Origin of the sequence: Akkermansia muciniphila, from assembly GCF_040616545.1 — a bacterium.
Classification (GTDB): domain Bacteria; phylum Verrucomicrobiota; class Verrucomicrobiia; order Verrucomicrobiales; family Akkermansiaceae; genus Akkermansia; species Akkermansia muciniphila_E.
Genome location: NZ_CP156688.1, coordinates 1030027 through 1042294, shown reverse-complemented (window position 1 = coordinate 1042294; position 12268 = coordinate 1030027). Strand labels below are relative to the sequence as shown.

Below are 12268 nucleotides of genomic sequence, written 5' to 3'. Positions count from 1 at the left end.
CCGGAAGGCGTGTCCGGAACGGAATCCGGGTTACGCCCCGGTTCCGCGCTTGCCGCGTGACCTGATTTTATAGGCCAGGGTGTCAGCCAGTTCCCGGATGGCGTTGAGCGGGTTTTTCCGCAGAACATGGCGCCCTTTCAGCGTGGCGCCGGGGCGGACGGTTCCGGTTCCCCGGTGGTTGCGGATGACCGCCGCCGTCTGGGCGAACATGTTATATTTCTCCAGCACCAGGCGGCGCGCCTCCCGGATGGCGGGGAGGCGTTTTTCATATTCCCCGCCGTCCATGGCCTTGCGGATGATTTCAAAGGCTTTCTGCGGGTTGTCCAGCGGGATGGGGATGAAGCTTTCCGGCGGGAAGCATTCCGTTGCCAGCGGGTCTCCGGCGTAAAAGGGAAGGGTCATGGCGACAAAGGCGTCAGACAGTTTTTCCGTCCAGTGGTGGGGCTCCAGGTGGTTTTCCACGCACAGATGGTATTTGTAGTCATCCATGGCGACGGTTTTGTTTTCTATTTCCTGAATGCCGTGCCCGAACCAGTCCAGTTCCGGCAGATGGTCCGCCAGGTAGCGCGTGAGGTCGTAACGCATTTTATGCATGGTATGCGTGTGCTGCTTGGCGGAGCAGATGGTGGAAAGCATTTTTGTCTTAGGGAATTCCGTCTGGTCCAGAATTTCCTGCATGGGCTTGATATACAGCCATTCCAGGCAGCCGCGGCCCAGGGTGTGGTTGGGATGCGGCAGGTCCCGGGAGGAGTGGGTGGTCAGGACGGTGCCGAACTGGCCGGTGTACGCCCGGCTGTAGATCTTGATGGACGGGGGTTCCACCGTGATCAGGATGGTCTGGTCCGGCGGGCAGAGCAGGGGTTCCGTTTCATCCTTGATGGTGCCTACGGAGCGCCTTGGAAATTCATCATACACCAGCACCCAGTCGTAATCCGTCATGGCGGCGTCCGTGCAGAACAGGCAGTCGCCCCACAGCAGGGATTCCGTTTTGTCCGGGGAGGCCTTTGTGGATTTTCTGATGACCTTGATGCGTGTGGGGCGGGGGGAGTCCGTCATGAAAGTATAGGCGTTGAAAAGGTGCTCGGGCCTGCCGCCGGATTCCGGAATTTTCTCCGGAAGCGCCGCGGCAACGCTGCCTGCATGGCGCCAGTGTATGGGGCCTTCCTGCCTTGTCAATGTCAAAGGATTGGAGCTTCCGGCAGGAAAGCTCCGTCAGTTGGACGCCGTGCTTTCCAGGGCGGGCTCCGGAAAAAGCTGGTCAATGATGCAGGAGACCATTTTTCTGGAGCCGTAGGGGGAAAGGTGGTTGTCATCACAGTACATCAGGTTGCCCATGTCTTCCTCCAGCCATTGCCCGTCTTGATGGAAGGCGCCGTGAAGGGGGATAAAGCGGCACAGGCCTGTAGATTCCATGTGTTTCAGAAGGGCGAATACGGGGCGCTGCCGCGTGGTGAAGTCCCCGCCCAGCAGGCGGTCCGCCCGGTTGGCGTTCAGCAGGACGTTGCGCCGCATGAGTTTGCGCGGGCCGAAGGTCCATTCCGGCACGGGCCCCAGCAGCACGATTTGCTTGCCGGCCTTGTGGAGGCGGGCGCAGGTGTGGCGCAGGCCGTCCGCCACCAGTTGTTTCAGGCGCGCGTCCCGGTGGCTGTTGACCAGTTCAATCCACCGGTTGTGGATGAATACGGTGTGAATCCGGGGAGTGCTTTCCAGCCAATCCAGAATCAGGTCCATATTGTGTTCCCAGTGGGGGTACATCATGCGCAGGAGCGTGAGGGAATCAGTGTCTCCGGAGTCCGAGATGCCGCTTAATGGGCACAGCCGCGCCCGGTAGAAGAGGCCTGAGCGGTGCAGAAGCCGCGCGGCGTCATCAAAGCCGGGGGAGCTGGCCATGGCGTGGCTGTCCCCCATGAGCAGGAAGGAAGGCGGCTCCCCGGTTTTCCCCAGCAGGACGAAGGGGTAGTCCGTCACGTCCCCGAGTTCAGGATGATGGGGCTGGATGGCGTTCCCCTTTTCCACCACTGCCCGGTCAGGGGGGACGATGCCGAAGGAGGGAGGGAAGGCCGGGCCTTTCCAGTATTCCGGGAATGATATGTTGTTGGCGGTTACATGCCAGTAGTCCCGTGCGCCGTCCGTCCATTTGAGCCATTCTCCCGCAAAGCCCAGCATCAGGCAGCCGGAGGCCGTGAGAAGAAAGGCTTTCCCGGGTTTCCACCATGCGGTCCCGGTCCGGAAAGGCGTTTCCACGAATTTCCAGGAGAGGAACCCCAGGAGGAGGGAGAGCGCAAACATGCCCGCATAGTCCCACGGGCTGCATTCATTGAAGCAGATGTAGGTCCAGTACACGATGACGGGCCAGTGCCACAGGTACAGGGAGTAGGAGATTTTGCCGATGCCCGTGCTGAGCGGGTGTTTGAGGATGCGTCCGGACCAGCCATGGCTTCCGTAGCGGATCAGGAGGGCCGCCCCCGCGACGGAGGGAATGGCCGCATACCCCGGAAAAGGCGTGGAAGCGGTGTAACAGGCAAAGGGGAGCAGGATGCCTGACCACCCCGCCAGGCGCAGCCAGCTTCTTCCGCGGCCCTGTTCCTCCGCGGCCGGAGCCAGGGCCAGCAGACAGCCGGCCAGGAGTTCCCAGGCGCGGCAGTAGAGCAGGTAGAAGGCTTTGTTGTGCTCCAGATGCCCCATGTGATGGACGGCGGCAAACAGGGAGAGCGCCAAAGCTCCGCAGAGGACGGGCGCGACGGCGTTTTTCCTGAATTTCCAGAGCAGCCACAGGGTGAGCGGGATGGCCAGGTAGAATTGTTCTTCCACGCTCAGGGACCACAGGTTCAGCAGGGGGTTTTCTTCCGCGGCGGGGCTGAAATAATCCCCTGCGGTCCTGCTGAAGTAAGTATTGGTGATGAAAAGCGCGCTGGATCTCACCGTTCTGCCCAGGGTGCGCAGGTCGTCGCAGTCCAGCACCACGCAGCCGAAGGCCAGCACTACCGCGATCAGGCAGAAGTAGGCGGGCATGATGCGCCTGATCCTGCGGCAGTAGAAGGAGGGCAGGGAGAAGGAGTTCTCTTTCAGGCTGCGGACCAGGCCGCCGCCGATCAGGTAGCCGGAGATGACGAAGAAGATGTCCACGCCCGTGTACCCTCCGGGGCACGCCCATTCCAGCAGATGGTACAGGACGACGGCCAGTACGGCAAAGGTGCGCAGGCCGTCAATGTGCGGAAGGTAGGCGCCATGGACGGTGTTTCCGGCCTGATGGAGGGAAGGCGAACAAAAGTTTTCAGAAAGGCATTTGCTCATGAGGCGGAAAGGAGGCACATACGGGAGTGGGAAATAAGGCGGGAATGCGGGAAGGGAGAAAAAACGGCGTGGGATTGCGGGGTCGGGGAGCTTCTGTTATTTGCGCAGGCGTTTTTTCAGCCGCCGCCACGCCAGGCGCAGCCTGTGGCCGCGTTTTAAAAAGCGCTGGTAGTAGGAAATCCAGGTTCCGTCCCCCTTGCGGCGCGCTTCTTCCGGAGACTGGTCGAATATCCGGTAAAGTTTGGCTGTTTCACGTTCCGTTTCTTCCAGGAAGAGGGCTTCCTGTTCCGGGGTTTTCCAGGGGCGGGACATGATTTCACACCACAGGCCGTCGTCTTCATCCACTTTTTTTACATAGGCCACGGCATCGTCCAGCGTGGGGAAGTCATGGCAGTTGATGAATGCAGCGGAGTTGAATTCCCTGCCGATGTCCGGGTTGCCCCAGTAAATGGGGATGGTGCCCGCCAGCATGCTGGTGACGATTTTCTCGCTGGTGTAGCCGGGGTACCACGCGTTTTCAAAGGCAATGGAGAATTTGTACGGCTTTTTCATCCGGATGGAGGAAGAGTACCAGTCTTCCGACTGGTGGCCGTCGCCCGGCGTGTTGTTGAGGTGGGGCCCCAGGGAGTTGACGAACCGGAAGGCGGAGAGCTTGTGGAAAATGGCGTCCCGGTTGGGATGGGATTTGCGGTTGGAGTAAATGAAGTTGCAGAAGCCCGTTTTGGAGGCCAGGAGGGCGCGGGCGTCCAGGCCTTCCTTGCCGCCGTGCACTTCCTGCAAATGGTGGCGCAGGAAGGGGAGTTTGACGGTGCGGCCGCTCCCGGGCACGGTATCCAGCCCGATGTAGTAGTCAAACAGCATGAAGTCCGGGGCAATGGCTTCATGGCAGGCGTACATGACGGTGATATGCCCCGGCGCCCGTTCCAGAAAATCGTAGAATGCCTCCCGGTTGACGTAAAACCAGGGGGTGGCGATCAGGTAATCGAAGTCGGTATTGTCTTCCACCACATGGTACCGGTCTTTCAGGAGCTGGAGAATGCCTTCCCTGCCGAAATCCGGAGTGGACTGTAAAAAGGAGATTTTAAGCGTTTTCATGGGAGGAGGCGGGTCGGAGTGGTTCAGAGTGTATGGGGCGGCTCTTTCTTGTCAATGACAAAGGAAGAGGCTGTCCGGGCATGTTGGAGGAAGGTTGCCCGGCGGTTAAACGTCAGTCATTTTCACCCTTCGCGACGGTATTCCCGGAGCGTTTCTTCATAGAGGGCGGCATGTTTTGCCGCAATGACGGGATAGGAGAATGTCTGTTCCGCGTGTTTCCGCCCTTCCTCCGCCAGTGACAGCCGGAGTGCCCGGTCATGGATGAGGCGTTCACAGTGGCCTGCCAATTGATGCAGGTCTCCCTGGGGAGCCACCAGCCCCGTTTTGCCGTCCAGGACCACTTCCGGAACTCCGCCCGTCCGGAAAGTGACGGAAGGGGTCTTGCAGGCCATGGATTCCAGAGCTACGTTGGAAAGAACGTCCTGCAGCGTGGGATTCAGGAACATATCCGCCGCGCTGTAAAGCCCGGCCAGTTCCTTCATGTCCGTAATGAATCCGGCGTTTGTGCTGGGGAAGGGGAATTCCACGCTTTTTTCCTGGTTGCCGAAGAGCAGCAGATGGAGGTTCCGGTGCCCGCGCCGGTATAGTTCTTCCAGCGCCAGGGGGATGAAATGGCCTCCCTTGACCGGATTGAACAGGCCGGTTGCGCCGCAGGCAATGACAAAGGCTCCGGACGGGATGCCCAGGGCCGCACGGATGGCCTCCCGGTTTTCCGCCGGGCGGAAGAGGTCCGTATCCACGGGGTTGTAAATCTGGACAATTCTTCTTCCGGGGAACATGCAGCTTTTTTCCACTTCCTTTTTCAGCCAGAGGGAGGGGGTGACGAGCGTGAGGGAAGGGATGCTGCCGAAGGCCCTGCGTTTACGGGAGAAGAGCCATGCAGGCAGGTTATGGAACAGGCGGGGCGTGCCAAGCTGGGGGCAGAGGCCCCGGCATCCGTCCCGGAACAGGCCGCAGTCCATGGTGCAGTGGCACCCCGCGGTACAGGAAAACATATCGTGAAGCGTATGGACCAGCGGGCGGCGGATGTGGCGCAGCCGCGTGAAATCCACCGTTCTGCCGCCTATCCAGTGCAGGTGCACCAGGTCCGCCTCCTCCATCTGGGCGGTATCAAAGCCCATGCCCAGCACATTCAGTGAAAAAGGAAGGTCCCTTCTTCTTTCCGGCAGCAGAACGTTAAAGCCGTGCGCCAGATGGCGGCGCAGGGCGTCTGTAGCTCTTCTGGCGGCGGACCTTTTGATTTCAAGGCCGTTTACTCCCTTGCGCCTCCTGAGTAAAAGAACGGATTCCATGCCGGAAATGTTCCGGTTCAGAGCATCATTCAGCCGGTAGGGAGCGGAGCTGGCCGATACGCTGTGGGAGACTTGAAATACTGTCCTGCATTGAGGAGAAGCCACATAGGAAAGTATGGGGATTTGAAATCCGAAGTCAATACAAACGGCTGAACGGGAATAGGAATGAAATGAAAGCGTTCCGGAAAGATACGGCCGGCGGGCTGGGCGGCTTAGACTTTATCTACGTCGCAACCTGTTGGTGGAGCTGTATTAAACGGGGATGCTCCGCGGGAGTCCGCTATCTTCGGATTTCAAATCCGCCTTTTTTGGAGGGAAGGAGGAGCTGCCTGCATTTTTGGAGCCAGCCTTTCTTTGCGGTCCGCGGGATTCCCATGTCGCGCCTGTCCTGGAACGGGAAGGAGGAAAGCTCCTTCCAGTCTTCCGCATAAGTTTCCGCACTGTCCAGGGAGGTAATGCCCCGCAGTTTGCACAGGATGGAGAAAATGCTCTGATCATACCGGTTTTCCACAAATCCCGGCAGGTTCGGAGAAGCGGAGGGAGAATTATCCACCAGGTTCAGATGGCCGTAAAAGGTATGGAGCCATTCGCGGATCAGGTTTTCCGTGAGCGGATTCTTTTTCAGAAAGACGTGGCCTCCCGCAATTTGCTGGGTGTGCGTGATCCAGGTATCCGCTCCGGAAATGCCAAAGTGGCGGAAAATGTCTCCCTTGGTCCACTTGTATTCCGGCTGTCCACTGTTGAAAACCAGCATGCCGAGGCTGTCCCGGTCCAGCATGTCCACGTATTCCCGGAAGCGCGCCGCTCCGTTGATGTTGATATGGCAGCCGGCATCCAGGTACAGGAGGCGGTCTCCTTCCTGCATGTCCTGCAGGATGTGGTGGATGGACCAGGGTTTCCAGGACCAGTATCCGAATCCCCGGCAGGACGGCGTCAGGTATTTGCCCATGCGGCTGGTGAATTCCGCGGAAAGGTCACGTTCCGTGAACAGCGTGATCTCATCAAAAAAATCCAGCGCTTCCGCCTGCCTGCCCAGCCGTTCCAAAGCGGCGGACATGCGGGAGTCTGCGAATGAGAGAAAGCGGTTCATTAGTTCGGAAGACGGGGATAAGGCAATTTACAGGGAAGGCGGCGATGTGTCAAACGGCTCTTCCGGCGAGGCGTTTTTCCCTTGGGAACCGCTGGAATGCGTTTGGGAAAAGTGTTCTGCGAGCATTCTTTTGCAGGAGTAATAGCGTCCCTTCTGTCCGGGAAGCAGGGAACAGGCCGCCAGAAGGATGCGGCCCCAGCCGTTGGCCGGCAGTTGCGCCGAGTTCAGCAGGTCCACCAGCTGCCTGTCCCGGCCCGGCAGGACGGAGAGAAACCGCGCCCCGTCCGCGTTCTGGTAGAACAGGTGCCACCAGTCCAGCAGGGATTGCTGCTGAACGGCGGTCATCTGGTGGAAAAGGGGATGTTTGGAGACGAAGAAAGGCCTGATTTTCCGCACGCCGTAGGTGAACAGGCCTTCATTCTGCCACCCATGTTCCTTCCAGTAGTCCACAATGTACAGCAGCCGCTGGAATTCCTGCACACATTTGAAGTAGGTGGGGTCATTGCAGCGGCGGGAAAGGGAACCGTTCCGCATGAGGCGGTAGTAGTACAGGCAGTCCGGGATGAACAGGAGGCGGGAGGCATGGGGAACGGCCATCAGCCGGAAGGTTTCATCCTCCGCGCCGGATTTCAGGTTTACATTGAAGCGGAGGCGGTGGGCGTCCAGCATGCTTTTCCGGAACAGCTTGCTCCACACGCAGATGTCCATTTTACCCCAGATGGAGTCCCGGAAGAAGCTGGCGGGGGAGGCGTTTTCTTCGAAATGCCAGGAGGGCGACCTTCTTCTGGCCTCAATGAGCCGGTCCGAGGAGTCCTCAAAGACGTGGTTGCCGCACTCCACGATGTCCGCATCATGTTCCAGCGCCGCGGAAAAAAGGCGGGAGTACATTTCCGGGTCCACGTAGTCGTCCGGGTCCGCAAAGCCTACGTAAAGGCCGCGGGCTGCATCCAGCCCGGCATTCCTTGCGGCGGAAACGCCCGCGTTCTGCTGGTTCAGGAGGATGATTCTGCCGTCTTTTTCCTTCCAGCGGAGCAGGTGCGCCCAGGTATCGTCCATGGAGCCGTCATTGATGCAGATGATTTCAATGTTCCGGAGGGTCTGCCGTACCAGGCTGTCCAGACAGTTGTCCACATAAGCGGCTACATTGTAGCAGGGAACGATGATGGAAACGTCGGGCCGCATAGAGTTTGTAATGTATGTAACGGATTTACAATCCGTGGTCAATGATAATTTTTGCAAGATAAATATTACCGCAGGTTTTTGATGTTGTCAGCATGAAAAGGAGGGTATGGAGACTGGGGCTTCCGCAGGGTGCGGGGGGATTGCGCACCAATGGTTTTCCGCATGGGGCGGTCAGGGCTTGGAGTGTCCGGATTGTAAATTCGTTGAGAATTTGGAGTCCGGGAACGCCTCAAATGGCAGTTGCCTAGGGCCGGGTGGATGTGGTACAAGAGGCCGTACAACTTCTTCATTTATTCTTCTTTTATGATTATTGTCACGGGTGGGGCCGGCTTCATCGGCTCAAACATTGTCGCCGCTCTGGAAAAATCCGGTAAAAAGGATCTTGTGGTGGTGGATGAACTGGGTTCTTCCGAGAAATGGAAGAACATTGCCAAGAGGGAGCTGTGCGCGGTGGTTCCTCCCGAAGACATGCTTGACTACATGGAGGCGCATGCGGAGGAGATTGAGGCCGTCATTCACATGGGGGCCATTTCCGCCACCACGGAGACGGACGCCGATCTGATTATCCGGACGAATTTTACGCTGAGCTGGTATCTGTGGGAGTTCTGCGCCCTGTACGGCAAGCAGTTTATTTACGCCTCCTCCGCAGCCACGTACGGAGACGGTTCCATGGGGTTTGACGATGACGCCTCCCTGGAGCATGTCAATGCGCTGCGCCCCCTGAACGCGTATGGATGGAGCAAGGCCCTGTTTGACCGCAAGGTGGCGCGCGAGGTCAGGGAAGAAAGGGCTGTTCCGCTCCAATACGCGGGCCTCAAATTTTTCAATGTGTACGGCCCCAATGAATACCACAAGGGAGGCCAGAAGAGCGTGGTGGCCCACATCTTCCCGCAGGTGAAGGCAAATGAAACGGTGAAGCTGTTCAAGTCCTACCATCCGGATTACCGGGACGGCTGGCAGCTCCGGGACTTTGTATGGGTGGAGGATTGTGTGAATGTGGTGCTGTGGCTGCTGGACCATCCGGAGGTGAGCGGGCTGTTCAACGTGGGGTCCGGAGAGGCCCGTTCCTTCCACGATCTGGCGAAGGCGGCGTTCAACGCGCTGGGGCTTCAGGAAAAGATAGCCTACCGGGAGATGCCGGAAGAGCTCAAGGGCAAGTACCAGTATTATACGCAGGCGGACCTTTCCAGGCTGCGCGCCGCCGGCTATGCGGCCCCCATGACTTCCCTGGAGGACGGCGTGCGCCAGTACGTGCAGAAGTACCTGGACCGGGAGGACAGCTACGTTTAACCCGCATTTCTTTTTCTGCCCATGTCTGCGCAGCGCATTCTGATCATCAAGCACGGAGCCCTTGGCGACGTGGTGCTAGCCATGGGGACGATGAAGCGTCTCCGGGAGCTTCATCCGGAGGCGCACATTACCCTGATGACCATGGGGATGTTTGTTCCCATGGCGGAGCAGCTCGGGGTGTTTGACGATTTCATTGTGGACAACCGTCTGCCCTACCGGAAACTGGGCGCCACGCGGGATGCTATCCGTTCCATCGTGAAAGGGAATTTTGACGTGGTGTACGATCTCCAGGAGTCTTCCCGTACCAGAAAACGTTATTATCCCGCCGTGCGCTTCCTGCTGGACCATGACATGGACTGGGTGGCCTGCAATTCCGGGGAGCGGCGCAGGCTGCTGAAAAAAGGAGCCTTCCGGTTTGGCCGGGTGGAGAGGGAGCCGTTCCATCTGGAACGGGTTTTGACGGACCTTTCCTTCATGCACGGGGAAGGGCGGCATTTTGACGAGCTTCCGGAACGCTACGTGCTGATGATTCCGGGCTGTTCCCCAAGCCATCCCTACAAGCGCTGGCCCGTGGAGAATTTCTGCGCCCTGGCCCGGCGCCTGGCGGAACGGGGCATTTCCTCCGTCGTGATCGGCACCCGTGCGGAGGCAGCGGAGGTGGAGGCCATTGCGGCCAGTTCCCCCCTGGCCGTCAGCTTTCTGGGCAAGTCCACCCTGATGGATATTCCCCAGATGGCGCTGCGTTCCCTGGCCTGTGTGGGCAATGATACGGGCCCCACGCACATGTGCGCCTATGCCGGGGTTCCGGTGACAGCCATTTTCTGCCACCGGACGCGCAAGTCCGCCATTACGGCCCGCTGCATTTCCAACCTGATTTCCCCGGGAGCCATTGAGGAAATTACGGTGGACCAGGCATGGTCCACGCTGGAGCCCTTCCTGCCCCCGCGGGAAGAACCTGAATCTGCGAAAATGGAGGATACTCCGCAGGCGTGATGACGGCTCCCGTGAAAATTTCCGTGCTGGTTCCGGTGTACAATGTGGAACCGTATCTGGCCCAGTGCCTGGAAAGCATCTGCGCGCAGACGCTCCGGGAGCTGGAAGTGGTTTGCGTGGACGACGCTTCCACGGACGGTTCCCTGTCCATCCTGCGGGAGTTTGCGGAGCGGGACCCGCGGGTGAAGGTGGTGCAGGTTCCGGAAAACGGCGGCCTTTCCCGCACCCGGAACCTGGCGATGAGCCATGCGCAGGGAGAATACCTAGTGCTGGTGGATTCAGACGACTGGCTGGAAACGGATTTGCTGGAGGAAATGTACAACCGCGCGAAGGCGCTGGATGCGGACAAGCTGGTGTGCGGGTTCCGGTATTATTACGAGTCCGACCCCGGCCGGGAGGACCAGTTCCTGCCGGAGGACGTGGCGCCCCCGGAAAAGGGGTGGATTCCCTGTACGCCGGAAACCATCGGAAAAATACACCATGGAGCGGGCGGCATGATGATACGCCGTTCCGTTGTGGAGGAGCACGGCATCCGGTTCCCCGAGGGCGTTGCGTGCGAGGACCTGTATTTCCACTATGCCTCCTTTCCGCGGTGCAGAAGAGCCTGCGTCGTTAGCAGGGCGGCGTATGTTTACCGCAAGCGCGCCGGGTCCATCACCAGCGGCTTTGCGTCCGGCAGTTCCCTTCAGTCGCTGGGTTACCTGACGGTGGCGGAGCTGGTGCTGGAAGAGTGGAAGCAAGCCGGAATCTTGGAGGAGTACAGGACGGCTTTCCTGAAAATGCTGGTGATGGGCGTGCGGAATATCCGCAAGTACGCCCCCCATGCCGTCCAGAAGGAGGTCACCCGGAAGGTGTCCCGGATGCTCCGTGAAGAAAACCTGTACCGCCCCGGAGAGGATGATTCCAGCCTGTCCCGCCGGGAAGGAAAACTGCTGAAAACCTGGCTGGCCGGAAAATCCGGCTTGGACTTTTCCTATTACTGGAAGAGAATGCGCAAAGCGGGCGCCCGGCTGCTGCGCCGCTGACCCCACCCGAACGATCGACTGATGAAGAAGAATGAATTTGCCGTCGTCCTGGCCAGTGACAACCGGGGCATCCTGCCTTTGAGCGTTACCGTTTTTTCCCTGCTGAATACCGCCGGGCCGGAGACTTTTTACAAGATTTACGTGCTTTCCGACGGCATTGACGGGGAAAGCCGGAACAGCATCGAGCGCCTGGCGGCTCCGTTTGAGTGCCGGTTGGAGTTCATAGACGTTTCCGGCATTCTGGAAGAGCACGATTTCCCCCATACGGAACAGTGGCCCGTTCCCGCCTGGGGCCGCGTGTTCATTCCGGAATTATTGAAGGAGGAGCGGGGCAACATCCTGTATCTGGATATTGACGTTCTGGTTTGCCGTGATTTGACGGAGCTGTTCAGGACGGATATGTCCGGGAAGGCGGTGGGGGTGGTGTTTGAGAATTTTTCCAAGCCAGGTTCCCATTTCAACGAACGCCTGGAGATGCCGCTGACCTGCACGGGGTATTTCAATTCCGGCGTGCTGCTGATGAATGTGGACGTGTTCCGGGAAAAAAACCTGGTCAGGGCCGTGCTGGATTATGCCGTCAGCCACCGGGACAGGCTGACCTGCCCGGACCAGGACGCGCTGAACGGCGCCCTGTGTGAGCTGACCGTGCCGCTGCATCCGCGCTGGAACTGGCATGACGGTCTGACGCGCCGCATCCTGAAAAACGACCCCAGGGAACAATTCTGGCGCGGAGTGACGCCGCGCCAGGCGGTGGAAGCGGCGTTGGAACCGGGCATTCTGCATTACCAGGGGGTGCACAAGCCCTGGCGGTATAATTGGCGCTATGAAGGGGAACGTTATGAACGCGCCATGCGTGAAGCCGGGCTGCTGCATGGCCCGCTGCCTGGAAGAACCCTCCCGGCTATCCTGAAAAAGCACCTTTACAGGCCTGTTTACCGGATGACCAGGAATAAAATTCTCAGGCTGCAAAAGCAGTTTGAGAAGGAGGACGGCACATGCTCCTGAAG

At 59.0% G+C, this 12268-nt stretch carries 10 protein-coding genes; 4 read left to right on the top strand and 6 right to left on the bottom strand.

Annotation, left to right across the window (positions count from 1 at the left end; translation table 11 throughout):
• Positions 1–30 precede the first annotated feature (30 nt).
• From ABGM91_RS04250 to ABGM91_RS04225, 6 genes are all read right to left on the bottom strand, one after another.
• Positions 31–1056, bottom strand: coding sequence for a glycosyltransferase family 10 (locus tag ABGM91_RS04250; protein WP_354833937.1), 1026 nt, complete (start codon positions 1054–1056; stop codon positions 31–33).
• A 156-nt stretch (positions 1057–1212) separates the two neighbouring features.
• Positions 1213–3294 carry an acyltransferase family protein gene (locus ABGM91_RS04245; protein ID WP_354833935.1) on the bottom strand — a complete coding sequence of 694 codons (2082 nt, stop codon included), beginning with the start codon at positions 3292–3294 and terminating at the stop codon, positions 1213–1215.
• Positions 3295–3390: 96 nt separating this feature from the next.
• Entirely contained in the window at positions 3391–4389 is a 999-nt protein-coding gene (locus ABGM91_RS04240) for a glycosyltransferase family 10 (protein ID WP_215426836.1), read from the bottom strand.
• 122 nt (positions 4390–4511) lie between these two features.
• Positions 4512–5681, bottom strand: a complete 1170-nt coding sequence (locus tag ABGM91_RS04235; RefSeq protein ID WP_354833933.1) for a glycosyltransferase — start codon at positions 5679–5681, stop codon at positions 4512–4514.
• A 280-nt stretch (positions 5682–5961) separates the two neighbouring features.
• Positions 5962–6738 (bottom strand): hypothetical protein, encoded by a 777-nt coding sequence (locus ABGM91_RS04230; protein ID WP_354833931.1) that lies wholly within the window; start codon positions 6736–6738, stop codon positions 5962–5964.
• Between the two features lie 60 nt (positions 6739–6798).
• A complete protein-coding gene (locus ABGM91_RS04225) occupies positions 6799–7953 on the bottom strand; it encodes a glycosyltransferase (protein ID WP_290565199.1) in 1155 nt (384 codons plus the stop codon).
• A 303-nt stretch (positions 7954–8256) separates the two neighbouring features.
• Between ABGM91_RS04225 and rfaD the strand changes: the two genes are divergently transcribed.
• Genes rfaD through ABGM91_RS04205 form a run of 4 tightly spaced genes read left to right on the top strand, consistent with a single transcriptional unit; the run spans position 8257 to position 12266 of the window.
• Complete coding sequence (gene rfaD / locus ABGM91_RS04220) at positions 8257–9243, top strand: ADP-glyceromanno-heptose 6-epimerase (RefSeq protein ID WP_354833928.1); 987 nt, start codon at positions 8257–8259, stop codon at positions 9241–9243.
• 21 nt (positions 9244–9264) lie between these two features.
• The gene (locus tag ABGM91_RS04215; protein WP_354833926.1) at positions 9265–10236 is read left to right on the top strand and encodes a glycosyltransferase family 9 protein; all 972 of its coding nucleotides are present in this window, start codon (positions 9265–9267) and stop codon (positions 10234–10236) included.
• The gene (locus ABGM91_RS04210) at positions 10236–11261 is read left to right on the top strand and encodes a glycosyltransferase family 2 protein (protein ID WP_354834809.1); all 1026 of its coding nucleotides are present in this window, start codon (positions 10236–10238) and stop codon (positions 11259–11261) included. Before ABGM91_RS04215 ends, ABGM91_RS04210 begins: the two co-directional genes overlap by 1 nt.
• 21 nt (positions 11262–11282) lie before the next feature.
• Entirely contained in the window at positions 11283–12266 is a 984-nt protein-coding gene (locus ABGM91_RS04205; RefSeq protein ID WP_290565197.1) for a glycosyltransferase family 8 protein, read from the top strand.
• Positions 12267–12268 lie beyond the last annotated feature (2 nt).

Coding starts and splice junctions, on each gene's coding strand:
- ABGM91_RS04250 (WP_354833937.1), bottom strand. CDS start 1,056: ATGACGGACTCCCCCCGCCCCACACGCATCAAGGTCATCAGAAAATCC.
- ABGM91_RS04245 (WP_354833935.1), bottom strand. CDS start 3,294: ATGAGCAAATGCCTTTCTGAAAACTTTTGTTCGCCTTCCCTCCATCAG.
- ABGM91_RS04240 (WP_215426836.1), bottom strand. CDS start 4,389: ATGAAAACGCTTAAAATCTCCTTTTTACAGTCCACTCCGGATTTCGGC.
- ABGM91_RS04235 (WP_354833933.1), bottom strand. CDS start 5,681: ATGGAATCCGTTCTTTTACTCAGGAGGCGCAAGGGAGTAAACGGCCTT.
- ABGM91_RS04230 (WP_354833931.1), bottom strand. CDS start 6,738: ATGTCCGCCGCTTTGGAACGGCTGGGCAGGCAGGCGGAAGCGCTGGAT.
- ABGM91_RS04225 (WP_290565199.1), bottom strand. CDS start 7,953: ATGCGGCCCGACGTTTCCATCATCGTTCCCTGCTACAATGTAGCCGCT.
- rfaD (WP_354833928.1), top strand. CDS start 8,257: ATGATTATTGTCACGGGTGGGGCCGGCTTCATCGGCTCAAACATTGTC.
- ABGM91_RS04215 (WP_354833926.1), top strand. CDS start 9,265: ATGTCTGCGCAGCGCATTCTGATCATCAAGCACGGAGCCCTTGGCGAC.
- ABGM91_RS04210 (WP_354834809.1), top strand. CDS start 10,236: ATGACGGCTCCCGTGAAAATTTCCGTGCTGGTTCCGGTGTACAATGTG.
- ABGM91_RS04205 (WP_290565197.1), top strand. CDS start 11,283: ATGAAGAAGAATGAATTTGCCGTCGTCCTGGCCAGTGACAACCGGGGC.